This is a genomic window from Halanaerobium salsuginis (assembly GCF_900114545.1).
Classification (GTDB): Bacteria; Bacillota; Halanaerobiia; order Halanaerobiales; family Halanaerobiaceae; genus Halanaerobium; species Halanaerobium salsuginis.
In genome coordinates this window covers 1-26,372 of the sequence record NZ_FOTI01000037.1, presented here as the reverse complement: position 1 = coordinate 26,372, position 26,372 = coordinate 1, and the positions used below count along the sequence as shown (strand labels likewise).

The 26,372-nt window shown below is 33.7% G+C and carries 28 protein-coding genes and 1 pseudogene; 23 read left to right on the top strand and 6 right to left on the bottom strand.

What is annotated here, in order from left to right:
- Positions 1 to 205: transposase family protein (locus BMZ74_RS10960; RefSeq protein ID WP_089861759.1), on the bottom strand; the 205-nt coding region annotated here is incomplete at its 3' end.
- Positions 206 to 334: 129 nt separating this feature from the next.
- Between BMZ74_RS10960 and gcvPB the strand changes: the two are divergent.
- The 19 genes and pseudogenes from gcvPB to BMZ74_RS10865 all read left to right on the top strand — a co-directional run.
- Positions 335 to 1,291 (top strand): annotated as a pseudogene (gene gcvPB, locus BMZ74_RS10955) (aminomethyl-transferring glycine dehydrogenase subunit GcvPB); the annotation flags it as partial.
- 113 nt (positions 1,292 to 1,404) lie between these two features.
- Positions 1,405 to 1,968 (top strand): tetratricopeptide repeat protein, encoded by a 564-nt coding sequence (locus BMZ74_RS10950; protein ID WP_245750874.1) that lies wholly within the window; start codon positions 1,405 to 1,407, stop codon positions 1,966 to 1,968.
- Positions 1,969 to 1,986: 18 nt separating this feature from the next.
- Positions 1,987 to 2,166, top strand: a complete 180-nt coding sequence (locus BMZ74_RS10945; protein WP_089862272.1) for a DUF951 domain-containing protein — start codon at positions 1,987 to 1,989, stop codon at positions 2,164 to 2,166.
- Between the two features lie 31 nt (positions 2,167 to 2,197).
- Complete coding sequence (gene ychF, locus BMZ74_RS10940) at positions 2,198 to 3,289, top strand: redox-regulated ATPase YchF (protein ID WP_089862271.1); 1,092 nt, start codon at positions 2,198 to 2,200, stop codon at positions 3,287 to 3,289.
- A gap of 129 nt (positions 3,290 to 3,418) precedes the next feature.
- Positions 3,419 to 4,234 (top strand): ZIP family metal transporter, encoded by an 816-nt coding sequence (locus tag BMZ74_RS10935; RefSeq protein WP_089862270.1) that lies wholly within the window; start codon positions 3,419 to 3,421, stop codon positions 4,232 to 4,234.
- A gap of 154 nt (positions 4,235 to 4,388) precedes the next feature.
- Positions 4,389 to 4,688 (top strand): 30S ribosomal protein S6, encoded by a 300-nt coding sequence (rpsF, locus tag BMZ74_RS10930; RefSeq protein ID WP_089862269.1) that lies wholly within the window; start codon positions 4,389 to 4,391, stop codon positions 4,686 to 4,688.
- Between the two features lie 40 nt (positions 4,689 to 4,728).
- The gene (locus BMZ74_RS10925) at positions 4,729 to 5,205 is read left to right on the top strand and encodes a single-stranded DNA-binding protein (RefSeq protein ID WP_089862268.1); all 477 of its coding nucleotides are present in this window, start codon (positions 4,729 to 4,731) and stop codon (positions 5,203 to 5,205) included.
- Between the two features lie 708 nt (positions 5,206 to 5,913).
- Complete coding sequence (gene ltrA / locus BMZ74_RS10920) at positions 5,914 to 7,758, top strand: group II intron reverse transcriptase/maturase (RefSeq protein ID WP_089862267.1); 1,845 nt, start codon at positions 5,914 to 5,916, stop codon at positions 7,756 to 7,758.
- A gap of 115 nt (positions 7,759 to 7,873) precedes the next feature.
- Positions 7,874 to 8,086 carry a 30S ribosomal protein S18 gene (gene rpsR / locus BMZ74_RS10915; RefSeq protein WP_089862266.1) on the top strand — a complete coding sequence of 71 codons (213 nt, stop codon included), beginning with the start codon at positions 7,874 to 7,876 and terminating at the stop codon, positions 8,084 to 8,086.
- Between the two features lie 90 nt (positions 8,087 to 8,176).
- Positions 8,177 to 9,061 (top strand): DUF2232 domain-containing protein, encoded by an 885-nt coding sequence (locus BMZ74_RS10910; RefSeq protein WP_089862265.1) that lies wholly within the window; start codon positions 8,177 to 8,179, stop codon positions 9,059 to 9,061.
- 27 nt (positions 9,062 to 9,088) lie between these two features.
- The gene (rplI, locus tag BMZ74_RS10905; protein WP_089862264.1) at positions 9,089 to 9,532 is read left to right on the top strand and encodes a 50S ribosomal protein L9; all 444 of its coding nucleotides are present in this window, start codon (positions 9,089 to 9,091) and stop codon (positions 9,530 to 9,532) included.
- A gap of 252 nt (positions 9,533 to 9,784) precedes the next feature.
- Complete coding sequence (gene uxuA, locus BMZ74_RS10900; RefSeq protein WP_089862263.1) at positions 9,785 to 10,825, top strand: mannonate dehydratase; 1,041 nt, start codon at positions 9,785 to 9,787, stop codon at positions 10,823 to 10,825.
- Positions 10,826 to 10,856: 31 nt separating this feature from the next.
- On the top strand, positions 10,857 to 11,714 hold the full coding sequence (locus tag BMZ74_RS10895; RefSeq protein ID WP_089862262.1) for an SDR family oxidoreductase: 858 nt from the start codon (positions 10,857 to 10,859) through the stop codon (positions 11,712 to 11,714).
- Between the two features lie 145 nt (positions 11,715 to 11,859).
- Positions 11,860 to 12,672 (top strand): ATP-binding cassette domain-containing protein, encoded by an 813-nt coding sequence (locus tag BMZ74_RS10890; protein ID WP_089862261.1) that lies wholly within the window; start codon positions 11,860 to 11,862, stop codon positions 12,670 to 12,672.
- 31 nt (positions 12,673 to 12,703) lie between these two features.
- Positions 12,704 to 13,630, top strand: a complete 927-nt coding sequence (locus BMZ74_RS10885; RefSeq protein WP_089862260.1) for an AEC family transporter — start codon at positions 12,704 to 12,706, stop codon at positions 13,628 to 13,630.
- Position 13,631: 1 nt separating this feature from the next.
- On the top strand, positions 13,632 to 14,714 hold the full coding sequence (locus tag BMZ74_RS10880; RefSeq protein ID WP_177181432.1) for a LacI family DNA-binding transcriptional regulator: 1,083 nt from the start codon (positions 13,632 to 13,634) through the stop codon (positions 14,712 to 14,714).
- Positions 14,715 to 14,775: 61 nt separating this feature from the next.
- Entirely contained in the window at positions 14,776 to 15,237 is a 462-nt protein-coding gene (locus BMZ74_RS10875; protein ID WP_089862274.1) for a universal stress protein, read from the top strand.
- A 94-nt stretch (positions 15,238 to 15,331) separates the two neighbouring features.
- The gene (locus tag BMZ74_RS10870) at positions 15,332 to 16,318 is read left to right on the top strand and encodes a Gfo/Idh/MocA family protein (protein WP_089862258.1); all 987 of its coding nucleotides are present in this window, start codon (positions 15,332 to 15,334) and stop codon (positions 16,316 to 16,318) included.
- 34 nt (positions 16,319 to 16,352) lie between these two features.
- The gene (locus tag BMZ74_RS10865) at positions 16,353 to 16,565 is read left to right on the top strand and encodes a PspC domain-containing protein (protein WP_089862257.1); all 213 of its coding nucleotides are present in this window, start codon (positions 16,353 to 16,355) and stop codon (positions 16,563 to 16,565) included.
- Positions 16,566 to 16,641: 76 nt separating this feature from the next.
- Here BMZ74_RS10865 and BMZ74_RS10860 read toward each other — a convergent pair whose 3' ends face one another.
- The 4 genes from BMZ74_RS10860 to BMZ74_RS10845 are packed head-to-tail and all read right to left on the bottom strand — an operon-like array spanning position 16,642 to position 20,418.
- Positions 16,642 to 16,854 carry a hypothetical protein gene (locus tag BMZ74_RS10860; RefSeq protein ID WP_089862256.1) on the bottom strand — a complete coding sequence of 71 codons (213 nt, stop codon included), beginning with the start codon at positions 16,852 to 16,854 and terminating at the stop codon, positions 16,642 to 16,644.
- Entirely contained in the window at positions 16,847 to 18,232 is a 1,386-nt protein-coding gene (locus BMZ74_RS10855) for a replicative DNA helicase (RefSeq protein WP_089862255.1), read from the bottom strand. The genes BMZ74_RS10860 and BMZ74_RS10855 overlap by 8 nt, the downstream gene beginning before the upstream one ends.
- 2 nt (positions 18,233 to 18,234) lie before the next feature.
- Positions 18,235 to 19,257 (bottom strand): ATP-binding protein, encoded by a 1,023-nt coding sequence (locus tag BMZ74_RS10850; protein ID WP_089862254.1) that lies wholly within the window; start codon positions 19,255 to 19,257, stop codon positions 18,235 to 18,237.
- 51 nt (positions 19,258 to 19,308) lie between these two features.
- Complete coding sequence (locus tag BMZ74_RS10845) at positions 19,309 to 20,418, bottom strand: primosomal replication protein N (protein ID WP_089862253.1); 1,110 nt, start codon at positions 20,416 to 20,418, stop codon at positions 19,309 to 19,311.
- Positions 20,419 to 20,728: 310 nt separating this feature from the next.
- Between BMZ74_RS10845 and purB the strand changes: the two genes are divergently transcribed.
- The 4 genes from purB to cysE all read left to right on the top strand — a co-directional run bounded on the left by purB (position 20,729) and on the right by cysE (position 25,625).
- Complete coding sequence (purB, locus tag BMZ74_RS10840) at positions 20,729 to 22,027, top strand: adenylosuccinate lyase (protein ID WP_089862252.1); 1,299 nt, start codon at positions 20,729 to 20,731, stop codon at positions 22,025 to 22,027.
- 186 nt (positions 22,028 to 22,213) lie between these two features.
- On the top strand, positions 22,214 to 23,485 hold the full coding sequence (locus BMZ74_RS10835; protein WP_089862251.1) for an adenylosuccinate synthase: 1,272 nt from the start codon (positions 22,214 to 22,216) through the stop codon (positions 23,483 to 23,485).
- Between the two features lie 49 nt (positions 23,486 to 23,534).
- Entirely contained in the window at positions 23,535 to 24,836 is a 1,302-nt protein-coding gene (gene purD, locus BMZ74_RS10830) for a phosphoribosylamine--glycine ligase (RefSeq protein ID WP_089862250.1), read from the top strand.
- A gap of 132 nt (positions 24,837 to 24,968) precedes the next feature.
- Positions 24,969 to 25,625, top strand: coding sequence for a serine O-acetyltransferase (cysE, locus tag BMZ74_RS10825; protein WP_089862249.1), 657 nt, complete (start codon positions 24,969 to 24,971; stop codon positions 25,623 to 25,625).
- Between the two features lie 441 nt (positions 25,626 to 26,066).
- Here cysE and BMZ74_RS10820 read toward each other — a convergent pair.
- The coding region (locus BMZ74_RS10820; RefSeq protein WP_143070163.1) for a transposase at positions 26,067 to 26,372 on the bottom strand (306 nt) is incomplete at its 5' end.

Genomic DNA, 26,372 nt, shown 5'->3' with positions numbered 1-26,372 from the left:
CTGTTTTTTTATCTCGAAGAGAAGTATCCTGAATCATTTGAGTTTTTCTATCATGAATCTTTTCTGCTTTTTTGCCGCAGACAGGACATTTAACATGATCTATTTTATAGTCAGCTACAAAAACTAAATATTCCTCCGTTTTAATTAAATCTGTTGCAACTAGGTCTGGTAAATCCATTAAATCTGTGATAAGATTATTATGCATTTGCTTGACTCCTTTATTGAATTTTTGGTGTTGTAACTATTTAATTCAACGGAGCCAGGCAAATGCCTTTTTTATTTAGATATTTTTAGATTTACAGTTTTTTCTTCACAACATTAATTATACAACCAGAAAGTTTTAGTTCCTGATTCTGCTCATGGAACAAATCCAGCTAGTGCAGCTATGGCTGGCTTTGAAGTAGTTGAAATTCCTTCAAATGAAAATGGTATGGTTGATCTGGCTGCCTTAAAAGCAGTATTAGATGAAGAAACTGCAGCCTTAATGTTAACTAATCCTAATACTCTGGGTATTTTTGAAGCTGAGATCCTTACTATAACTAAATTAGTACATCAAGTAGGTGGTCTAGTTTATTATGATGGTGCAAATATGAATGCAATTATGGGCTATGCTAAACCAGGTTTGATGAATTTTGATCTAATGCATTTTAATTTACATAAAACATTTTCTACTCCACATGGTGGGGGTGGACCTGGGTCTGGTCCGGTTGGAGTTAAGGCTTTCTTGGCTCCTTATCTACCTAAACCAGTTTTAAAAAAAGCGGATATTTATTATTGGGATTATAAAAGTGAAAAAAGTATCGGTAAAGTGCACAGTTTTTATGGTAATTATGGAATTATGCTGCGGGCCTGGGCTTATATTAAAACAGTTGGTGGATCCGGTTTGAAAAAAACAACTGAAAATGCTGTATTAAATGCTAATTATTTAAAAAGTAGTTTAAAGGAAGAATTTGAACTGCCTTACGCTGCAGCCAGTTTACATGAATTTGTGCTTTCTGGCAGCAGACAGAAAGCGGCAGGAGTTTCTACTTTAAATATTGCTAAGCGTTTACTTGATTATAAACAGTATGCTCCAACAATATATTTTCCCCTTGTAGTTAAAGAGGCTATGATGATAGAACCAACTGAAACCGAGAGTAAAGCTACTCTCGATCATTTTGTAGCTACCCTGCTGACTATTGCCCGGGAAATAGAGGAGGATCCTGAACTTGTCAGACAGGCTCCTCAGACAACAGTTGTTAGTAAACTAGATGAAACTAAAGCAGCCCGGCAGCCTGATTTGCATTGGTAATCTAACAATTTAAATAAATTTGTATTTTTAAAAAGCAGACCTGGAAAAAGGGCTGCTTTTTTGCAGTTTTACTAAAAACTATGATATAATAATTAATTGAAGTTACTAAAAAAGTGGGTGAAAAGATGAAAGAATCATACTATACAAAACAGCTGTCAGAAGAAGCAGCAGAGTTTTATCAGAACTGTGTTGATTTACTAGAAAAAGGTAAACGAAAACAGGCGGCAGCCAGACTGAATAATTTTTTAGAAGAGCAGTCAGATTTTATTCCAGCCTTAAATAAAAGGGCAGTGCTATATATTTATGAAAAAGATTATGCTAAGGCGCAGGACCTCTTACAGAGTATATTAAATAAAGATCCAGACTACGCACCAGCGCTCACTAATCTAGGTAGTATAGCAAAAGAACTTGGAAATACTCATCGGGCAAAAGAGCTCTATCAACAGGCAATTGCCAGTGACGATGAGTATGGGCCAGCTTATAATAATCTAGGAGTAATTTATCGAGAAGAAGGAGATTATAATAATTCTATTAAATATTTAAAGAAGGCACGTAAACGGGGAAGTTTTAGTTATCAACTCAATTCTGATAAACCTTTCTACAAAGATCCAGGCTGTCTGTTCATTATCTTTTTGCTGTTGATATTTATATTTATTGCTTATTTAATCTTAAATTAAATAAAAGGAGGTTTTAAGATGACAGCAGAATTTTCAGTTGGAGATAGAGTTGAATTTAAAAAAACACATCCTTGTGGCAGTAAAAACTGGGAGATTTTAAGAGTTGGAATGGATTTTAAACTTAAATGTGAAGGCTGTGGCAGATTAATTATGCTGTCCAGAAATAAATTTAATAAGAATGTAAAAAAGAAACTTTAAAATATTTTAATTAAGAAAGGAAGATTGGTTAATGAAGATTGGAATTGTTGGCCTACCTAATGTAGGAAAATCTACGCTTTTTAATGCTTTAACTGAAGCAGGAGCTGATGCAGCTAATTATCCATTTTGTACAATTGATCCCAATGTAGGAGTAGTGCCAGTTCCAGATGAAAGACTTGACTGGCTGTCTGAACTTTATCAGACAGAAAAAAGGACTCCAACTGTAATTGAGTTTGTTGATATAGCAGGCTTAGTGGAAGGAGCTAGCCGGGGTGAAGGCCTAGGGAATAAGTTTCTAGCTCATATTAGAGAAGTAGATGCTATTGCTCAAGTAGTAAGATGTTTTGAAGACGAAAATATTACTCATGTTGATGGTAAGATTTCTCCAGATAGAGATATTGACATTATTAATACAGAATTAATGATGGCTGATCTTAGTCAAGTTGAAAAAAGACTTGATAAATCTAAAAAGCAGGCTAAAAGTGGTGATAAAGTTTATTTAAAAGAAGTTGCTGTTTTAGAAGAGATAGCGGAAGCTCTTGAAGAAGGTAAAAATATTCGCCAGTTAGAATTGGGTGATACTGGCAAAAGACTGATTAAAGAATTACAGCTGTTGAGTGCAAAACCAATAATTTATCTGGCTAATGTTAATGAAGATGACATTAATACTGGACAAAATAAATTAGTTGCAGATGTAAAGAAACATGCTGCTAAAGATAACGCTAAGGTTGTAGAGGTAAGTGCTAAAATTGAAGCTGATATAGCTGAATTAGATCCAGCAGAAAAAGAATTATTTCTGGAAGAACTAGGGTTGAGTGATTCTGGTCTGGACCGAGTTATTAAAGCTGGTTATGAGTTGCTTAATCTATTGACTTTTTTAACAGCAGGTGAAAAAGAATGTCGGGCCTGGACAGTTGAAAAAGGAGCAACAGCACCACAGGCTGCTGGTAAAATTCATAGTGATATGGAGAAAGGTTTTATCAGGGCTGAAATTGTAAGTTTCAATGATTTAAAAAGAGTGGGAGCAATGGCTCAAGCTAGAGAAGAAGGATTATTAAGGTTAGAAGGTAAAGAATATATTATGCAGGATGGGGATGTCTGCCACTTTAGATTTAATGTTTAATAATCTTTAAAAGATAATTTCTAAAAAAGCAACAGATACTCAAAGCAGCTCAAGCAAAAATTTAGTTTTAAGATTTAGATTACGTTAAAAACTTAACTTTAATTATAAGAAAAATGAGGAGGAAATTAAATGCTAATTGAATTTTTTTCTAATACTCCCCCTATTTTGCAGGCTTTATACGCTACTTTATTTACCTGGTTTGTAACTGCTCTGGGAGCAGGAATAGTTTTCTTCTTTAAAGAGGTAGAACGTAGGCTACTTGATAGTATGCTTGGTTTTGCAGCGGGGGTCATGATTGCTGCCAGTTTTTGGTCACTATTGGCTCCAGCAATTGAAATTTCTGAAACACAGGGTATACCAGGCTGGCTGCCAGCAGTAGTTGGTTTTTTAATGGGAGGAGTTTTTCTACGTCTTGTCGATAAAATATTACCTCACCTTCATCCAGCTTTAAAAAATGGTCATCCAGAAGGTATAAAAACTAATTGGCAGCGCAGTATTTTGCTTGTCTTAGCAGTTACCCTACATAATATACCAGAAGGATTAGCTGTTGGGGTAGCTTTTGGGGCAGTTGCTTCTGGAATTCCATCTGCTTCACTTGCAGGAGCAATTGCTCTGGCAATTGGAATTGGAATTCAAAATTTTCCGGAAGGGGCAGCTGTTTCTGTGCCACTGCGTCGGGAAGGTCTTTCAGTTGGAAAATGCTTTCTTTATGGACAAGCTTCTGGAATTGTTGAACCAATTGCAGGTGTGATTGGAGCAGCAGCAGTTCTAATTATGCGTCCTATCTTACCATATGCCCTTGCTTTTGCAGCTGGAGCAATGATTTTTGTAGTAGGAGAAGAGTTAATTCCGGAAGCAAACTCAGAAGGTAATAGTGATCTTGCAACAGCGGGTTTAATGATTGGATTTGCTGTAATGATGTTTTTAGATGTAGCACTTGGTTAGTTTAAGCGAAATTTAACTATTTAAATAAATATCTGCTTAAAATATTTAATTTAACTTGCATCTTGAGTAAATTGATGCTATAATTTAGATTGGTTAAAAATCCATGCTCTGCTAGCAGCAGGGCCATTAGTCCGTGTGGAGGAGGTGAATGTAAATGGAAATAAGAAAAAGAGCTTATGAAACAACTTTTGTTTTAAAACCTGATCTTGAAGATGAAGAAAAGCAAAATATTTTACAGAGAGTAAAGGATACTATTCTGGCTCATGAAGGTGAAGTAACTGATGTTGATGCCTGGGGTAAAAGACAATTAGCTTATGAAATTAAAGATTACCGCTCTGGTGATTATACAATTTTAGCTTTTGATGCTAAAACTTCTGTAGTTAATGAATTAGAAAGAATCTTTAAGATTATGGATGGAGTACTTCGTTATTTAGTAGTTAGAAATGATGCATAGTAACAGCTATGATATAATATAATTTAGGTGGTGAGTAATTTTGTTAAATAGAATAGTCTTAATTGGCCGCCTGACAAGAGATCCTGAATTGCGCTATACCAGTAATGGAACTCCAGTTTGTAATTTTACTCTTGCTGTAGAGAGAAATTATACCAATCGAAATGGAGAAAGAGATGTTGATTTTATTAACATTGTAACCTGGCGTGGTCTGGCAGAAAATTGTGCCCGTCACCTTGGTAAAGGAAGATTGGTTGGAGTTGATGGATCACTGCAAATTAGAAAAAGTGAAAATAATAATCGAACTTATATAAATCCGGAAGTAAATGCTGATAATGTACGTTTTCTCGATTTCGGTAATAGCAACCGGAATAATAATCAGGGGCAGTATCAAAATAACAATATGCAGCAAAATAATAATAACAATAATAGTAACAACAGCAAGGCAAATAACCAGGATGATTTTGAGTCTCAATTTGATGATAATTTTGATGCTGACGACTTTGATGTACCATTTTGAGCGAGTCGTTGCAATTTGAAAAGAATTGCCTAATATTATAACTAATATTAGAACTAAAAGCTGAATCAGCCAAATGAGAGAGTAACGTCTTGAAGGGCTGTCGTTAATACTCCGAATTGCATTGATTTGATTAAGCGGATTAATGTAATAAGCTCGGTGAAGTCGGGTGAGAGTTACCGTAATTATACGAAAGTTATCTTAGTAGGATAATGTAACCTATAGCTCGGACGCCTGTAAAATTCATATGATAAGTATGTGGTAATTAGCCACTGACGAACCTCTGAAAGTACGGGTCTACAGCACAAATAACTAGAAATGGTTATCTCAGCAAAGCCTGAGGTATGTGAGGGTGAGTAAGATTAGAATGTATGAAAATCCTTATACATTTAAAGGATGTATTAAACATATAGGCTCATAGGAGGTATCTAACTGAATAATTAAATTCAGGATAAGTTTTTGGAACGATGAAAACCAACAGCATGGAGAGCTTAATATCTTTGAAGTGTAGATATGGAAAAGAATTAATTTCTATAACATATCATTATGTTGGTGATAGTGGTGGCACAGTACTGTCGAAATTCTGATAATAAGGAATGGAAGGATAGCCACTAGTCATATTTTTAGCTATCAGATATTTCATTTAAAATAAGGTTCTTGTAAGACTAATAGAGGCAAAAACCTTCTCAGTGGAAGGTGAATAACCGACTTATGACTGCTTTGAAAGAAGTTTGTGTAGAGAATAAGAAGAACAAATTGAGGCACAATGAATATTATGGAACTCAAGAAATGTTTGACAAACTATATGAGAGAAGTAAAAAAGGTCATAAATTCAGAAATCTTTTAGAGAAAATAACTTCAAGAGAAAATATTTTATTAGCATATAGAACCATTAAAAATAATGCTGGTAGTAAAACTAGTGGTTTAAATAATAAAACAATAACTGATATAGCTCAATGGGACACCGAATATATAATAGAATACGTTAGAAATAGACTAGAATATTATATTCCTCAACCAGTAAGAAGGGTTTATATACCGAAACCAGATGGAAGGAAGAGACCTTTAGGGATTCCAACTATTGAAGATCGGTTAATACAACAGTCAATAAAACAGGTCTTGGAACCTATTTGTGAAGCTAAATTCTATAATCATAGTTATGGATTTAGACCAAATAGAAGTACCAAACATGCTATTGCAAGATGTATGAGATTAGTTAATAGGTCTAAACTGTATTTTACTGTTGATGTTGATATCAAGGGTTTCTTTGACAATGTTGATCATGGGAAATTAATGAAACAATTATGGACCATGGGAATACAAGATAAAAACCTCATATCAATTTTAGGTAGATTATTAAAAGCTGAAATTGAAGGAGAAGGTATTCCAACAAAAGGAACTCCTCAGGGTGGAATTATTTCACCCTTATTAGCCAATGTAGTTCTCAATGAACTAGATTGGTGGATTAGTAATCAGTGGGAGACATTCAAAACAGACCATAATTATAATAATGATAGTAACAAGTATAGAGCCCTTAAGGAAAGCAATATGAAACAAATGCATATTGTAAGATATGCAGATGATTTTAAAATATTTTGCAAGGATTATGAAACAGCAAGCAAAATAAAAATTGCGGTTTGTAAATGGTTGAAGGAAAGACTTAATCTTGAAGTTAGTAAAAAGAAGACTAAAATTACTAACTTAAAATCTAGTTATTCAAAATTTCTTGGAATAAAATTCAAAGTGTTTCAGAGAGCAAATAAATATATAATAAAATCTAGAATAACAAAAGAAACAAAAAGTAGATTAGCATACAAATTGAAGAAACAAATTAAGGTAATACAAAAAGAAAACACTCAAAAACAAATTGCAAAACTCAATTCAATGATTTTAGGTATGCAAAACTATTATTCAATGGCAACATTAGTTAGCCATGATTTTCGAGAAATTGCCTTTAAAGTTAATAGAGCTTTAGAAAATAGACTTTGGGCGAGTTTAAGTGAAAAAGGTAATGAGTCTAATTTATACAAAAAATTATATTCGGAATATAATTCAAAACCTTATTATGTAGCTGGATTAAGAATATTTCCGATTTCAGCTGTAAAAACAGATCCTCCTATGAACTTTTCACAGGAAATTTGTGATTACACTGTAAAAGGAAGAAAGAAAATCCATAAAAGGTTGAAAAATGTTTCACCATATATATTAAATTATTTAGTTGAGAATCCTATCAAGGGAGAAACAATTGAATATAACGATAATAGGATTTCCAGATATTCAGGACAGAATGGATGTTGTTATATTACAGGTAAACCTTTATTAATTGGAGATATTGAATGTCATCATAAAAAACCTCGCTGTAAAGGGGGGAAAGATAATTATAGAAATTTAATATTAATTTCTAAAAACATTCATAAGTTAATCCATGCTAAAAACCAAGAAACTATTCAGAAATACTTAAATAAGGTAAATAAAATGTATTTTGATAACAAAGCCTTGAGTAAGCTAAACAAATTTCGCTCAAAAGTAGGAAATGAATGTATCAAAATAGTTTAAAAACGTGATGGAACGCCGTATGAGTAGGAAACTCTCGTGTACGGTGTGAAATGGGGGAAAAGTTGGAGATAATCTCAAAAACTTACCTATCATTATAAAAAGGAGGTAAATTTAAATGCCTAGAGGACGCAATAAATCTTGCCATTTTTGTGGCAATGATAAAAAAATAGATTATAAAGACTTAAGAACATTAAATAGATATTTAACTGACCGGGGCAAAATTATGCCAAGACGGGTAACAGGAAATTGTTCTAAACATCAAAAATTAATTACACAGGCAGTAAAAAGAGCGAGAGCAATTGCTTTATTGCCATATGTAAAAGAATAGTAATTTATTGAGAGGAGGCAAAATCTATGATGGAGCCTCCTTTATTTAATCAAGATAAATTACCTGTCGGCAGATGAGGTGATTAAATAAATGGATTTAAAAGAATATCAAGCTAGTTTAAGGACCATGGCCTACATAATTTTGTTGACTGCAGTTAATTATTTTATTCCATTTCTATCAATGGCAGTTATACTACTCTGGCCAGTTCCAATAGTTTATCTTGTACAAAAAGAAGATAGTGGAAGAGTAATTAGCGTAATCGCAATTACTGCTCTTTTAAATGGCCTTTTATTTGGGACTTTTATGGGGTTAATGACAGTAATTGGTTTTGGTTTAGTTGGTTTTATTATTGGAAATGTTATTAAAGAGAATGTTTCGCCACTTAAAACGTTAATAACTTCTGTTTTAGCAGTTATTATTTCTCAGGCTTTAATAGTTTACCTGTCAGGAACTATGTTAAATTTAGATTATCAAAGCATAGTTACTCATCTTATGCATAGTTTAAGTGGGGAATTTGAGCAGCAATCAGTAGAGCAGCTTTTACAAGCTCAATTAAATTTAATAAAATATATATTTCCAGCTTTATTAGTTATTTCAGCAACTATAACTGGAATTTTGAATTATTATTTGTCAGCCTGGTATCTGCGCCGGAAAGGTTTAAATATTGAACTTTATAAATCAGTTAGTAAGTGGTACCTGCCGCGCTGGCCAATTTCTATTTTAATTGTAGTTTCACTATTAATGAATTCTAATTTATTTTTTACTAATTTAACAATATTTCTATTTTTTCTAGCTTTTTTACAGGGTTTTGCAGTTTTAATGTACTATTTATCAACTAGAAATTCTTCATTTTTATTGAAGTTTTTCATGTTGTTTTTAATTATAATAGTACCAGTTATCCCTATGATTTTAATTTTAATCGGTCTGCTGGATTTCTGGTTTAAATTTCGCAAACTTGAAGATCAACCCGCTTAATTAGTAAGAAAAAGGGAGGTATATTTAATGAAAGTAGTACTTATAAAAGATGTAAAAAAACTTGGATCTAAAGGTGATATAGTTAATGCTGCTGATGGATATGCACGTAATTATTTGTTACCCAGAGGTCTGGCAGTAGAGGCAACTCAAGGAAAACTCAAAGAATTGCAGGAAAAAGAAGCTAAACAAGAGCGTCTAGAAAAAGAAAAAAGAGAAGATGCTCTGGCTTTAAAAAATAAAATTGAAGCAGATAAATTTGTAATTAAGGTAAAAGCTGGTGATAATGGAAGACTCTTTGGATCAGTTAATACTAAAGACATAGCTAAAGCAGCTTCTGCTAAAGGTTATGATATTGATAAGCGTAAAATAGAACTGGCCGATTCTATTAAATCATTAGGTATGCATAAAGTTACAGTAAAACTTTATGAAGATATAGCAGCAGATTTAAAAATAAATATTCAGGAAAAATAAAACAGACTAGCTTAATTATTATATAATAAAGGTCTTAAAAATTTTAGTTCTGGTTTAAGACCTTTATTTTTAATTTAATTATAATAATCTAAAATCTTTTCAATTAAAGGCAGGATTTTTTTAACTAATAAAGAATAGTTTATAACAAAGCAAGAAAATAAAACTTATTTATGTTTATGAATCTAGATTTTTTATATTAATTTAATATCTTTGAAAACGCTTTCAAAGATATTTTAAGGAGGAGTGAATAAAATGAAATTATCTTTTCGTTGGTATGGAGATGATGATCCGGTAACTCTGGATAAGATTAAGCAAATTCCAGGTATGGTTGGAATAGTAACAGCAATTTATGATATTCCAGCAGGAGAAGCCTGGCCTTATGAAAAAATTGCAGCTTTAAAAGATAAAGTAGAAGCAGCTGGACTTAAAATTACTGCGATCGAGAGTGTTCCAGTACCTGAAGCAATTAAATTGGGAGTTGAACCAAGGGATCGGTATATTGAAAATTATAAAACTACTTTAAGAAATCTTGGGCAGGCTGGAATAGAGGTCGTTACTTATAATTTTATGCCTGTTTTTGACTGGACTCGTTCCGAACTTGATCATAAATTAGCAGATGGTTCGGAAGCCTTAATTTATCGCGAAGATGAAGTTAAGGCAATGAATCCTTTAAGTGGTGATCTTGACTTACCAGGTTGGGATACAAGTTATACTAAGGCAGAATTAAATGACTTAATGTCAGCTTATCAGGAAATTTCCCCGGAAAAATTATGGGATAACTTAGAATATTTCTTAAAAGAAATTATTCCAGTAGCTGAAGAAGAAAATATAAAAATGGCAATTCATCCTGATGATCCACCCTGGTCGATTTTTGGTCTACCAAGAATTATTGTTGGTCAGGAAAATCTACGCCGCTTTTTAAAGTTGGTTGACAGTCCTGCTAATGGATTAGCCCTCTGTTCAGGCTCATTAGGTGTTAATCCTGAAAATGATGTGCCCGCAATTATTCGTGAATTTGGAGATAGAATTCATTTTGCTCATGTGAGAAATATTAAGATTACAGGTGACAAAGGCTTCGAAGAAGCTGCTCATTTAAGTGAAAAAGGTTCACTTGATATGTATGAAATTATGAAAGCATACTATGATGTGGGCTTTGAAGGTCCAATGAGACCTGATCATGGACGAATGATCTGGGGAGAAACCGGTAAACCAGGTTATGGTCTTTATGACCGTGCTTTAGGTGCGACTTATTTGAATGGTCTCTGGGAAGCAATCCAGAAGTCAAATCGATAAACTTTTGATTAACTTAGGGAGGTTATTATTTATGCAATTACCATTTGCTTTAGACTTAAGCGGAAAAACAGCAGTAGTAACTGGAGGAGCGGGAGTACTGTGCAGTACCTTTGCAGAAGCTCTAGCTGAAGCTGGAGCTAAAGTAGCTATTTTAGATATTAATTTAGAAGGATCTGAAAAAGTTGCAGCTAAGATAGCATCAGCTGGTGGAACTGCTCTTGCTTTAAAGACAGATATTTTAGAGCGGGACAGCCTTGAAAAAGCTCGAGAAGAAATTAAGCAAAAACTGGGCACCTGTGATATCCTAATTAATGGGGCAGGAGGTAATCATCCTAGTGGAACTACTACTAAAGATTATTTAGAATTAGAAGATATCAAATCTAAACAGGATGATTTAACAACTTTCTTTGATCTTGATCCAGCTGGTATTAAGTTTGTTTTTAATCTTAATTTTCTAGGTGCGCTGCTAACTTCTCAAGTTTTTGCAGCTGATATGGCAGAAAAAGATGACAGTACAATTATCAATATTTCTTCGATGAATGCCTTTACACCTCTAACCAGAATTCCTGCTTATAGTGGAGCCAAAGCAGCTGTTTCAAACTTTACCAAGTGGCTGGCAGTTCATTTATCTAAGGTAAATATTAGAGTTAATGCTCTAGCTCCAGGGTTTTTTGAAACAGAACAAAATGAAGCTTTACTGCATAATGATGATGGTAGTTATAGCGAACGAGCTAAAAAGATTTTAAGCCAGACACCAATGGAACGCTTTGGAGATCCAGAAGAATTACTGGGAACTTTGTTCTGGTTAATTAGCCCACAAGCTGCAAGTTTTGTTAATGGTACAGTGATTCCGATTGATGGCGGATTTTCCGCTTATTCGGGAGTATAAATATTAATATTTAAATAAAAAACTGACTCATATAAAGGCATCCCTAGTTTTAGGGTGCCTTTATTTACTATTGATGATATAATAATTAATAGCTTAAGTTTAATTTAGTTTCAATTAATTTGTTTACTTTAGTCAGGAGGTAAATATGAATCAGCAGTATTTATTAAAATTAAGCAATCTTGCTGCCAGTGAAGATGGAGCAGAATCATTAATTAATTTTAATTTGGAGCTTAAACAGGCAGAACTGAGAGCGATCTTATTTCGCCAGGAGAAAATAAAAAAGATATTAGTGGAGTTATTTATGGGAAAAAGAGATTTGCAGTCTGGTGAGATTTATTTTGCAGGTCAAAAAGTTACTACTAATGATTTAACCAGGTTTTATCGAAAAAAGACTTATTTGGTTAATAAATATTCTGCGATTAATCCTGCAAAAGATCCATTGAGTATTTTTAGATTTAATAAAAACTCTCAAGCATCTGAACATAATTCAACAGTTTTTCCTGATATGACAGTAGCTGAAAATATTTTTTTTGGCAGAGAGCCGCTGAATACTTTTTTATTTTTTAAATCTATTGATTATCAGACAATGCGAGAAAAAGCTAATATTTTACTGCAAGAATTTAAGCTTAAAGTTGAACCTGATCAAAAAATGGCCGCTTTAAGTTCTCTTGAAAAGCAATTGGTAGAATTAATTAAGGCAGTTTCTTTAGGAGTTGAATTATTAATTCTGGATAAACCAGCTGCTGAATTGAGTAAGTCTGAGCGCAGTATATTTTTTGCTTATTTAAAAAAAATTAAGGCAGAGCAGATGACTATTATTTATTTTACAGATGAGGTTGAAACTGTATTTGAAACAGCAGATAAAGTTACAATTTTTAAAAACGGGAGTAGTTCAGGCAGTTATGAAGTAGATGAACTTGATTATAACCAATTAACACTATTATTGATGGGCAGATAAAGTGAAATGTTTAGATTAAGGAGTTAGATTAATGACAGAAATATATCCAGTAATTGAACAACTATTATTAATGGCAGTCTTAATTTTATTAGGTTTATATTTAAATAAAACTGGTAAAATAAATCAGGCAGCTGAAAGAGGAATAGCAGAATTAACTATTGATATTGCTTTTCCGGCTTTAATTTTTACTAATATAGTAAAAGAGTTTGATTTAAATATGTTAAGGCAGTATTTAATCGTTCCTCTTTCCGGACTGATAATCACCTTGATTTCGGCTCTTTTAGCCTATTTTATCAGCAGCTTATTTACTAAGTCTACAGCAGAAAAAAGAGAATTTACTTTTATTTCAATTTTTAGTAATAATATTTTTGTTGGATCACCAATTTGCCTTGCTTTATTTGGGTCTCAGGGCTTAATTTTAACTATTTTATATGATTTTGGTATGCAGTTAGTTTTATGGACACTTGGTATCTGGTTATTGCGAAAAGAAACAAAAGCTGATTTTACTAATCCCTGCAAAAATATTTTTTCTCCCCCAATTATTGGACTTTTACTTGGATTATTAGTTGTTTTTAGTGGATTTAAACTACCACAAGTAGTAGTTAATATTTCGGCAAATATTGGTAATATTACTGTGCCACTGGCAATGATTTTTATTGGTTTACAGCTGGCTAAAAGTAAATTGGGACAGGTTTTCAACAATTATAAAGTTTATTATCTGGCGGTGTTAAGGCTATTAATTATTCCTGCTATAGTATATTTTGGGCTTGATTTTTTAGCTTTTCCGGAACTTTTGCAGGGAGTAATGACAATTGCCGCAGCTATGCCTGTTTTTGCTAGCTCACCAGTAATTATGCAGAAGTATGGTCATAGTAGCAATTTTGCTTCGATTGCAATTTTTGCCACAATTTGTTTTCTAATTTTTACTTTACCAATTTTTATTTATTTAGTAACTTGATTTGAAAAATGGATTTTTAGTTATTATAATTATTTTACAAAAATATTCTGCTAAAGAGGAGATTATTATGGTTTCAATTAATGATGTAGCTAAAAAGGCCAGGGTGTCTATTTCAACTGTCTCTAGAGTAATGAATAAGAATGCCAATGTTTCGAAAGAAAAGGAAGCGGCTGTTCTGGCAGCTATTGACGAGCTTGATTATATACCAAATGGTCTGGCCAGAGGTTTAGTAACTAAAAACACAAATTCTATTGGAATTTTAATTGCTGATATTTCGAATATGTATTATTCCAGCTTGGTTAAAAATATTGAGTATACTTTAAATAAAAAGGGTTATTATACTATTATTGGTAATACAGAATGGAATCCCAAAAGAGAAAAGGACTACCTTCGTTATTTAATTCAAAAACAGGTGGATGGTCTTATTCTGGCGTCTACTTCACTTGCTGATCAATTTATTAATAAATTCTGTCAGAAAAGAATACCATTGATTGTACTAGACAGAGAAATAGCTTCTCAGCAGATTGATAAAATAAGAATTAATGATTATGATGGAGCTTATCAAGCAACGAAGCATCTTATTAGCTGCAATTATGACTATTTTATACATTTAAAAGGGCCAAATAATGCTGCTACAGCTGTTGATAGATGTCAAGCTTTTCAGGATTGTTTAAAGCAGAATAAAATCGCTGCAACTAATTATAAAATTCTCTCAGGAGAATTCATTGAAGATAAAGCCCGCAAGTTAATTGCTAATTTTTTAGATGATTTTCAGCTCTCTGGGCGACGGTTAGGAATTTTTGCTGCTAATGATGCAACCGCTTTTGGAATTTTAAAAGAGCTTAAGAATAGGGGATTAAAAATACCTGCTCAGGTCGGAGTAGTTGGTTTTGATGATGTTAGTTTTGCTGCTTATACTGATCCACCTTTGACTACAGTCTCTCGGCCAATTAAAAAAATTGCAGAAATCACAGCTAGCTTGTTAGTCGAACGAATAAATAAAACTGAAAGTGAAGAAATTTCTAAAAGCAATATAATTTTACCTGTTGAACTAGTGATTCGAAAAAGTACTATTAAATTGTAAAGCATGAACAAGGTATTTATAGAAAAAGCAAGAATTATAAAAATAAAGGAGGTTGGCTATGATGAGAAAAATTTTAGTAGCTGTTGATGGTTCTAAAAGCTCAAAAAAAGGTGCTTTGAAAGCTGCTAATATGGCAGCTGAATTAGGTGCTGAAGTAACTTTAATTCATATTTATAAAGATATTCTTCAATTGCCAATTAGTCAGTTTAATGAAGCTTCCACTTATTTATCTGCAGAAACTCTAGAAAAAGTAGTCGATGATGAAGAAGACTCTATTAAAAATATGCGGCAGGAGATATTAAATGAAGTAAAAGATCTTTTTATAGAGCAGGGAATAACTCCTAAAACTGTTTTGCTGGAAGGTGATCCAGCAGATGTTATATGTAATTATGCAGAAGAGAATAGCTTTGATTTAATTGTTGTAGCTGATAAAGGGCATGGTAAGGTAGAGAGGTTTTTGTTGGGTAGTATTAGTGATAAGATTGTTCATCATGCTCGAGTTTCAGTTATGGTAGTTAAATAATTACTGTTATTGACTTAACAAATGGTTTTAGAAATAAAATATAAATATTAAAATAATCTTATATATTGTAAATTTACTAAGGAGGAATTATGGAATGGAAGAGGTTAAATGGGGAATTATTGGTTGTGGAAATGTAACAGAAAAAAAGAGTGGACCTGCTTTACAAAAAATAGAGAATTCTTCTTTAGTAGCTGTAATGAGAAGGACTGGTGAATTAGCTCAGGATTATGCCAGAAGACATGGTGTTGCTCGTTGGTATGATAAAGCTGAAGATTTAATAAATGATCCGGAAGTTAATGCAGTTTATATTGCAATTCCTCCTTCTACACATAAAGAGTATACCTTATTAGCAGCTGAAGCAGGTCTGCCAGTTTATGTAGAGAAGCCAATGGCGAGAAATGCAGCCGAGGCAGAAGCAATGATTGAAGCTTGTCAGAAAAATAATGTTCAGCTTCATGTAGCTTATTATAGACGGGCCATGCCGAGATTTTTAAAAATTAAAGAGTTAATTGATGAAGGGGCTCTTGGTGAAATAAGAACAGTTAACATTAGACTTGCTCAATCATTACTAGAAGAAGAAAAATCTGAAAATATTCCCTGGCGAGTTAAACCTGAGGTTGCAGGAGCTGGAAAGTTTCTTGATTTAGCAGCTCATACACTTGATTTATTTGATTATTATTTTGGGGAGATTAAACTGGCTGCTGGATTTGCTTTTAATCAGGCTGGCCGTTATCCGGCTGAAGACAATGTAGTAATGAGTTTTAGATTTAATAATGGTATTCAGGGAGTAGGTAGCTGGACATTTTCTGCTTTTAAAACACTTGATCAAAATGAAATAATTGGTAGTAAAGGACGCCTGATTTTTTCTTCTTTTGCTGAAGAAGAAATTATTCTTGAAAATAGTGCTGGTACGACTAAAATTGATTTTCCTTATCCAGAACATGTTCAACAACCACTTTTAGAAAAAGTTGTAGCTAGTTTGCTTGGTAAAGGTAAATCACCTTCAACTGGTCAAACAGGACTCAGGACAACTAAAATTATGGATCAGATTATTGCTGATTATTATTCAGAAAATAGTTAGTAAAGTTAATACGATGAGCTGAGGGGGAAATAATATGAAAAAAATTTATCGTTCGCGCAGTGATAAAAAAATTGCAGGTGTTTGTGGAGGAATAGCTGAATACTTTGGGGTTGATTCTACTCTAGTCCGGCTGGCAACTGTACTTTTGATTTTTGCTTCTGGAGCAGGTCTATTTGCTTACATTATTGCCTGGGCAATAATGCCGGAAAGACCAGACCATGTTGATGTAGATTATAAAACTGAATAAACTTGATAGGGCAGCTTATATAAGCTGCCCTATTTTAAAAACCAATTTAAGTTTTTGCTTTAAAATTTAACATAGTTTAACTTTCATTTTTAGTTAAAAAATTGCTGTCAGGAAAAATATTTTGCAGTTTGGTTTCAAATTCTGCTGGTGAAAACTGCTGGTAATTTTCGACTAAAGCCAAAACACTTGTTAACTGTTGCTGAGTTATTTGTCCTTCTTGATGCAGCTTGCGATATGCATTAGTAAAAGAAAGAACTAGTTTCAAATCAAATTTATCTAGACTATCCATGGGGAATCATTCCCTCCAGAGAGAGATTTTCGGGATCAACAAACCGAATAAAACTATCTTCGAAGAATAGTTTTACTGAACCAGTTTGACCTGTCCGCTGTTTAGCAATAATTACATCTGTATCATTTTCTGTTCCTTCAGCTTCAGCTTCTTCTCTTGCTTTAGCAGAGGTGTGTGCATGGCGATAAAGAAAAATAACTCCATCAGCCACTTCTTCAATATTACCAGAATCACGTAAGTCGGAGAGAACTGGTCTTTTATCTGTCCGGCTAGTAAAACTACGAGAAATTTGAGAAATTAAGATAACAGGGACATCAAGTTCGGAGGCTAAATTTCTGAGCTGAAGAACAATTTGCCCAACCGCGCGAGATGTATTCTGAGCATGCTCTTCTGGCAGTTGAATCATCTGTAGATAATCGACAATTGCTAAATCAAGACCATCCATTTGAGCCTTAAACTTGCGTAAACGAGCTCGAATTTGTGCTGTGTTCAAGCCTCTCTCATCAGAGATCATCAGTGGTAATTCATGCAGATTATCAAGCGCTTTTGAAATGCGCTGATCTTCTTCCTCATTTGTTTCTCCCTGAGTATATTTCCAGGCATTAACCTGTGATTCTTGAACAACCATCCGATCAATTACTTCGGTAGCATCCATTTCGAGCGAAATAACTGCTACTTTAGCTTTTCTTTTTAATACATTTTTAGCAATGTTAATGGCAAAAGCGGTTTTTCCCATAGAGGTAGAAGCTGCGATGACATTAAGATGTCCCCGTTTAAAACCTCCTATTAAATTGTCAAGTGAGATAAAACCACTTCTAAGGCCTACATCTGCCTGCTTGTGTTTGCGATCCATATAATTGGAAAAAGACTGCATTAGTGCTTCTTCCATATTATAAATATGTTTTTCCATATCATTATTTTCATTTGTAGCCTGAAAAATAATTTCCTGAGCCCGAGCCTGATAGTCATCAATTGAAAGATCTTCCGCTGTAGTTAAACTTTCAATTTTTTGAGAAGCTCTTTTAAGTAGTGAACGCTGATAATCTTTTTTTATTAAATCAACAGTTGGTTTTAATTCATCAATTGTATTAAAACCAGAAGTTAAGCGTTCAATAATCTCCTCAGGGCTAGATACTGCTGCCTGATTTTGCAGATCGAGCAATAGTTTAGTCCGGGAAATTTGATTATCCTGCTGATATTGCTTGAGTAATAAATCAAAAATTAATTGAGCTTGTGGATCTAAAAAATGTTTTACTTCAAGTAGATCAGCAACTTCATCAATTTTATTGGGATATTGAAGTAAAATTCCCAGGAGCTGATATTCATTTTTATTATAGCGTTTATCTTGCTGAGAAACTGACTGTAAATCTGAACTCATAATCAAACCTCCTGCTGTTCTTCAATTTTTTTAACTCTGACATTACCAGCCAGCTCTACATATTTATTCATTTCAAGTAGACGCTGGAATATCCGTTCTCCCATGACAGGAAACCTGTTTTTAAGATTCTTAACAGAATAATTGGTTGTCAAGATAATTGGTTTTTCTTCCCGATAGCGTCTATCAATGATTTGGTATAAAGTAGAAGCAGCAAAGTCAGTTGCCTTTTCTGTACCCAGATCATCAATTAAAAGAACTGGTATTTCCTGAACAGTATTTAAAATTTCTTTTTCATCAGCTGCCGGACTATCTTGATTATAACTGCTTCTAATTTGTTGTAAAAGGTCTGAATAAACAATATAGCGGAAGTGAACTCCTTTTTCAATTAAAGCATTAGCAATACAGCCCAAAAGATACGATTTACCACTGCCAATTGGTCCCTCAATAATTAAACCTCTACGAACTCTTTGCTGGCTAAAATCTTGTACAAAAGAAGCAGCTAAACTATATATTTTTTGAGCATTTTCCCGGTAATTCATACCACTTGCTATCTGAAGATCTGTTTCATAATAGTTTAGATTGGCTTTTTTAAAACTTGCCTGACGAAGATGGAGGGGTAAATTACCAAGCTGCTGTTTGTTTTTTCTTAAATCATTTTTAGCACAGCTGCAGACTAGGTATTTCCCATTTTTATAAATCCTACCAGTATCCTGACATTTTGGACAATCCCAATCTGGTTCTTTATAATCAGGATCGATTTTATGTTTTTTCAATAACTTATGGTAATGTTGAGCAAGCTTTTCTATTTCAGTTTTTAGACTATTTAGAGAAGCATCATCTTTATTTTCCTGCTGCCAGAAACCAACTTTTAACATGGCATATTCACGTTTAAGGGAATTCAAATAATTATATGCCTGTTTAACATCAGGATATTGATTGTGAATTTCGCTAATTCTTTTTTCAGCTGCAATATATTTTTCCCGGGCTTTACCCTGATATTTTTCTGTCTCAAAATTTAATGGCATTTTGGTCCCCTTTCTTAGCTTATTTAATTATTACTGTTTTTAATCTAATAGTTATTCTTTGTATTTATCAAAATCAATAAAGAAGTCTTTCCATTTATAATTTTCAGCTTCAGATTTATTATTCTTCTGTTTTGACTGCTTTTGTTGCTTAGCTGAACTGTTTTTATTTTCTTTTTTTAAATCTCTTTGATCAGGAGTTGCCGGACTGCTATCCATTTCTTTTTGCAGCCAGCGGCGAAAATCAGCCAGATTGTTAATTTTTAACTCTTTAATCGGATTAATAAAATTGTCTTCAATATATTTAAGTGAGGGCTGACCATCTCGCTTACGACGGACAGCTTCTCTAATAGCAGCCAGGGCAACTTCCTTACTTAAAGCCTGCCCACCATTTAGCCAATTTTGAAAAGTTTTAAGCTGTGCAGTTTCAGCAGAGAAAGCTTTAATACCATAAGCTGCAGCAAGTTCTCTAGTTTCTCGATGCAACTTATCTTGAGCTTGCAGCCTGCTATAACTTGTTATTTCTTCTTGATACCAACTATCTACAATTGCTCTTAAATAGGCAAAAGCACCGGGGAGATAATCCTGGCCTCCTTGACGTTTAAGCCATTTATCAACTCTACGGACTAATTCTTTTAGCATTTTTAATTCAAAGTCATTCAACCAACTTTTTATTTCATCACGCCGCTGTCTATTATGCGAACTAGGTGGTAAAAAAGAGATTAAGGCAGCAGCTACTTCGGATTGACCAGGATTTTTACTTTGAATTACTTGCGCTCTAATCTCACGAGGATTTATTTTTCTAGTACGAGTTTTGTTTTGACTATTATCTGTTTTTAAAAGTTTTTCTAAATTAACATTACAGCAAAAGACTTGATCATTAACCTTGTTGGGAGAGATTAAAATTTCTTTTTTAATTAAATTAGCAATTATTTTATTAACATCGTTTAATTTAAGGCCCATTGCTCCTGCAGCAAGCGGAAGCTCAACTTCAATTTCATTATCTGTTTTAAAATGGGTTAAAAAATAAAGTAAGATTTTAATTTCACTGCCGGATAAGTTACGGAATAAACCTTTTTCCAGCAAACTATCTCCAATAGTTAAAAGCTGTTTGCTTTCATTTTCGCTTAAATTTAGCTGTTGTTGTAGAGAAATTATTTTCATTAGTAAAACACCCGCACCTTTATTTACATTAAATACTTAATCTTATTATATCAGAAAATCTGAGATTTTTAAGGATTAATTTAATCGCAATAAACTATTATAATGTCTGCAGCTGGTAAATTCAAGTAAGTTTGTTAAATTAGCTGGCTAATAATCTTGACACCCCAGACTGCATCTGCTAAGATTAAACTGGAAAAAAAGATTATAATTTTAACTATCTAGCAGAATAACCGGCAAAAGTATTTAGTTATGCTGTTAGTTTGTTAAATACTTAATTTAGAATAAAATTATTGAGAGAGGGAGATTATTTATGCTTTCACGCTACAGTCGGGCAGAGATGGAAACTGTCTGGAGTGAAGAAAGAAAATATCAGATCTGGCTGGAAATAGAGCTTGCTATTTTAGAGGCAAGAGCCGAATTAGGAGAAATCCCAGCTAAAGCAGTAGCTAAAATTAAGGCAGAGGCTGCTGTAGATCTAGCTAGAATTAAAGAAATTGAAGCTAAAACTAGACATGACATGATAGCTTTTATTGAAGGTGTTTCGGAAAATTTAGGTCCAGAATCACGGTTTATTCATGAGGGAGTTACCTCCTCTGATATTAAAGATACAGCCCGAGCTATCCAGATGAGAGATGCCTGTCAGTTAATCTTAGCTGATCTGAGTAGTCTGGAAGAAACTTTGAGCAAATTAGCTCTAGCTGATAAAGATACAATTATGGTGGGAAGAACTCATGGAGTTCATGCTGAACCACTTACCTGGGGATTAAAACTTTTAAATTGGCAGCAAGAAATCAAGCGACAGCTAACAAGATTTAAACAGCTTAAAGAGGTAGTAGCAGTTGGACAGATTTCAGGAGCTGTAGGAACTTTTGCGACTATTGCTCCCCAGGTAGAGAGTAGAGTTTGTGAAATTCTTGATCTTAAAAATGCAGTAGTTAGTTCGCAAATTTTGCAGCGTGATCGCCATGCTGATTTTGTAGAAAGATTGGCTCTTGCAGCAGCTTCAATCGAAAAATTTGCTACAGAAATCAGGAATTTACAGCGGACAGATATTCTGGAGGTAGAAGAAGGCTTTCGCAAAGGACAGAAAGGTTCTTCAGCTATGCCGCATAAAAAAAACCCTATTATTTGTGAGCGTCTAAGTGGACTGGCCCGGGTAATTAGAGGTAATGTTATACCTGCTTTAGAAAATGTTACTCTCTGGCATGAAAGAGATCTAACTCATTCTTCAGTTGAAAGAGTAATTCTACCAGATAGTGCAATTTTACTTGATTACTTATTAGTTAAATTTAATCAAGTTTTAACAGAATTGGTTGTTAATAAAGATAATATGAAACTTAATTTAGAAAAAACATTAGGTCTGACTTTTTCTCAGCGCTTAATGCTGGCTTTAGTTGAAAAAGGTCTGCGACGAGAACAGGCTTATGAGATGGCCCAGCGTAATGCTTTAATTTCCTGGCAAGAAAAAACAGATTATCGCAAATTAATTAAGGCAGATCAAGAAATAGCTGAATATTTAACAGATGCTGAATTAGAAGAAATTTTTGACTGGCAGGCTTATTTAAAACATATTGATCAGATTTTTCAACGAGCTGGTCTGTTAAGTTAAGAAAAGGATGCAAACAGTTTAAATCTTTGTTACACTATAATTAAAGCGTAATTTTTATTAGCAGCTGGAACCGTTTGGTTTAAGTTAGATTTATTTCAGCGGCCCAAAAATTTTAAGCTGGAAAAATTAAGCTTTATTGATAGTTTATTAATCTAAAATTAAAGTATTAATGAGGAGAGAAAGTAAATGGCAAATAAAATAGTTGTTGGTGCCCAGTGGGGAGACGAAGGTAAAGGTAAAATTACTGATATGCTCGCTAAAACTGCTGATCTGGTTGTTCGTTATGGTGGTGGTAATAATGCTGGTCATACTGTGATTGTAGATGGTGTTAAGTTTGAACTGCATTTGATTCCTTCTGGTATTTTATATGAAGATAAAAAGTCTGTGTTGGGCGGGGGGGTTGTTATTGATCCTCAGGCAATGGTAGAGGAAATGGAAGGTCTGGAGAAACGTGATATTTCACTAGCTAATCTTTATATTTCTAATACTGCTCATGTAATTATGCCCTATCATAGGATGCTGGATGCTCTAGAAGAAAAACGTAAGGGTGATAGCAAAATTGGTACAACTGGTAAAGGTATCGGACCTTGTTACACAGACAAGACTTCTCGCCGCGGGATTAGAATAGCTGATCTAGTTGATGAAGGACGTTTGCGTTCTAAATTAAAAAAAGCACTTGCCTATCATAATTTAATTTTAAATAAAGTTTATGGGGTAGAGGAATTAACTGTTGACCAGATAGTTAAAGAATATAAACCTTACATAGAAAAAATTAGGCCTCATGTTACCAATACTTCTTTATTGTTGAATCAAGCACATCAAGAGAATAAAAAAATATTTTTTGAAGGAGCTCAAGGAACTTTACTTGATGTTGATTATGGAACTTATCCTTTTGTTACTTCTTCTAACCCTACAGCTGGTGGTGTTTGTACAGGAACAGGTATGGGGCCAACAACAATTGATGATGTAATAGGAGTAACAAAAGCTTATGTAACAAGAGTTGGAGCTGGACCTTTCCCTACAGAACTGGAAAATGAGTGGGGAGAGTATCTGCGTGAAAAAGGTCATGAGTTTGGTGTAACTACAGGGCGGCCTCGCAGATGTGGTTGGTTTGATGTGCCCATTTTAAAACATGCTGCCCGGGTTAATGGATTAACTGAACTCGCCTTGACTAAAATAGATGTTTTAACAGGTTTAGAAGAAATAAAAGTTTGTACTGCCTATCAGCATGGAGAAGAAATAGTGAATGAATTTCCTCCTTATCTGGAAAGCGAAATTCCATATCAGCCCATTTATGAAAGTTGGCCAGGTTGGCAGGAAGATATTACAAACTGTAGAACTTTTGCTGAACTACCAGAAAATGCCCGTAAATATATTGCTCGTTTGGAAGAATTAATTGGTGTGCCTGCCAAGATTATTAGTGTGGGTCCAGGACGTAAAGAAGCAATTATTAGGTAGAAAATTTTCAAATATAGTAATTTGATTTGTGGCCAAGAGGAGGCTAAAGATGAAGGTACTGATTGTTGGCAGTGGTGGACGGGAACATGCCCTGGCCTGGAAACTTTTTCAGAGTGAAAGGGTAGAAAAAATTTATGCTGCTCCAGGAAATGATGGGATGAGTGATCTGGCAGAGAGTGTTGCTATTGCAGCTGATGATATTCCAGCTCTGGCTGATTTTGCTGATCAGCATAAAATAGGAATGACTGTTGTTGGCCCTGAAGAACCACTACTAGCAGGAATAGTTGACTATTTTGTTGAGCGAAACTTACCTATCTTTGGACCAAAAAAACAAGCTGCTTTGTTAGAAGGCAGTAAAGCTTTTGCCAAACAAATTTTAAAAAAATATAAAATTCCAACAGCAGAATATCAAGTTTTTACCGACCATGATTTAGCACTTAATTATCTGGAAAACGCCAGCTATCCTCTGGTCATTAAAGCAAACGGACTGGCTGGTGGCAAAGGTTCAATTGTAGCTGCTAATTATCAGGCAGCTGAAACAGCAGTAGCCAGGTTGATGGAAGATAAAGCTTTTGGAGATGCAGGAGATAGAATAGTGATTGAAGATTTTTTAAGTGGGGAAGAGCTTTCTATTCTTGCTCTAACAGATGGTCAAACTATTCTACCAGTAATTAGTTCCAGAGATCATAAGGCAGTTTTCGAAGGTGATGAAGGTCCCAATACAGGTGGTATGGGAGCTTATGCTCCTTCTCCTTATGTTGATAAAAAACTAATGGATCAAATTGCTCGTGAAATATTAAGACCAACTTTACATGCTCTCAACAGTGAAGGAATTGACTATCGGGGAGTTATGCACATTGGAATGATTTTAACCAGTAACGGCCCAGCAGTTATAGATTTTAACGCCCGGTTTGGTGATCCAGAAACACAAGTTGTCATGCCTTTGCTAGCTGATGATTTATTAAAGCTGATGGAGATGACAAATAATGTTGAGCTTAAATATTTAACAGAAGTCAAATTAAATAATAAGGAAGCTGCCTGTGTTGTACTTTGTTCTGCTGGTTATCCATTTGCCTATCAAACTGGTCATGAAATCAATGGAATAAATAATCTGCTTAATTATGATGATTTGATTATTTTTCATGCTCACAGCCGATATGAAAATAATAAATTTTATACAGATGGTGGACGAGTACTTGGCCTGACAGTTGTTGGCTCTGGTATTTTGGAGGTTATTGATAAAGTTTATAATTATATTGAAGAGATAGACTTTGAAGATATGCATTATCGAACAGATATTGGTTTTACTCTTTCTGAACTGCCGAATTCAGACTCAGATAAAAATGACTAAAATTTAAATAGTGCTAACTATCATTAGTTAAGTAGCTTGCATTTGTTTAGTTAAATAAGATATAATAAAGTTGAGTGAAAAACTTATCTTTAAGATATTTATAATTTTGGCCCGTCAGTAGGAGGTAATTCTATGCTAAAAAAATTAAAATCCGATCTGGCAGCTATCTTTGATAGGGATCCAGCAGCAGATAATTTATTTGAAGTGATTTTAGCTTATTCTGGTCTGCATGCTTTGATTTTCCATCGATTTTCTCACTGGCTTTATCAGCGAGACTTCCGTACTTTACCACGCCTTATTTCACAATTAGCTCGGTTTTTAACTGGAATAGAAATTCATCCTGGAGCAGTAATTGGCCAGGGATTTTTTATTGATCATGGTATGGGGATAGTAATTGGAGAGACAGCTGAGATTGGTGATAATGTAACGCTTTATCAAGGAGTAACTCTTGGAGGAACAGGAAAAGAAAGAGGGAAACGCCATCCCACTATTGGTGATAATGTAATTATTGGAGCAGGAGCAAAGGTTTTAGGTTCAATTAAGATTGGTAATGATACAAAAGTAGGCGCTGGTTCTGTAGTTTTAAAAGATGTTGAGGCGAATGCAACTGTGGTTGGAGTACCGGGTAGAGTGGTGGCCCGGGCAGGACGAAAGATTCATCCTGAAAGAGACTTAGAACATGCTGATCTCCCCGACCCAATTCGTGATAAACTGTTGGAATTAGAGGCTGAATTCTTAAAGCTGAAAAAAGATATTTTAAATAGAGAAAATTTTGAAGATGTAAGTTGAGCAAAAATCAGTTAAAGCAGCCAGATAGAAGCTGTTCTAGCTGATTTTTTTATTTAAAATAAAAATTGTAAAAAAATTTATTTAAATTATCAAAAATGTTTGACAAATCAAAATTATTAATTTATAATACAAATATAACTTAGTTAAAACAAACATTATTTTTTTAGCAATTATTGTAAACGTTTGATATATTAACAGGATAATATACTGCTTAATTTAGAATTTATTTACTAAAAAAGTTTCTAGTTAATAATTAACTTTAATTATACCCTATCTTAACAGCTTTTAATCGGGTATATGATTTTTTTAATAATAATATTCTTAATTTTTAGAATTGTAAACGTTTGATATATAGTACCTTATTTATGCTATTTGTAGTGTTGATTGAGGTTATTTTTAAAATAATCTATGCGGTAACGTCAAGTATTTTGTGTAAATAAATTAATATCGTTCTTCAAATAGTTGAATTAGTTTATCTCTAGCAGCTAAAAATCCCTTTAGTCTTCGTTCTGACCACTTAGAATTATAGTCTAAGATTTTAAGATATAGTATTTTTTCTGCTGCCTTTTCATTTGGTAAACTATTCATTGTTTTAAGTCTTTTTCTGATTTCTTTATTGGCTCTTTCAATCCAGTTAGTTGTATAAATTGATTTTTGAATACTATCTGGATATTTGTAAAAAGTAAAGAGTTCATCTTTATCTTCAAACCAGCTTTGAGCTAAGCGGGGGTAGATTCTATCCCACTT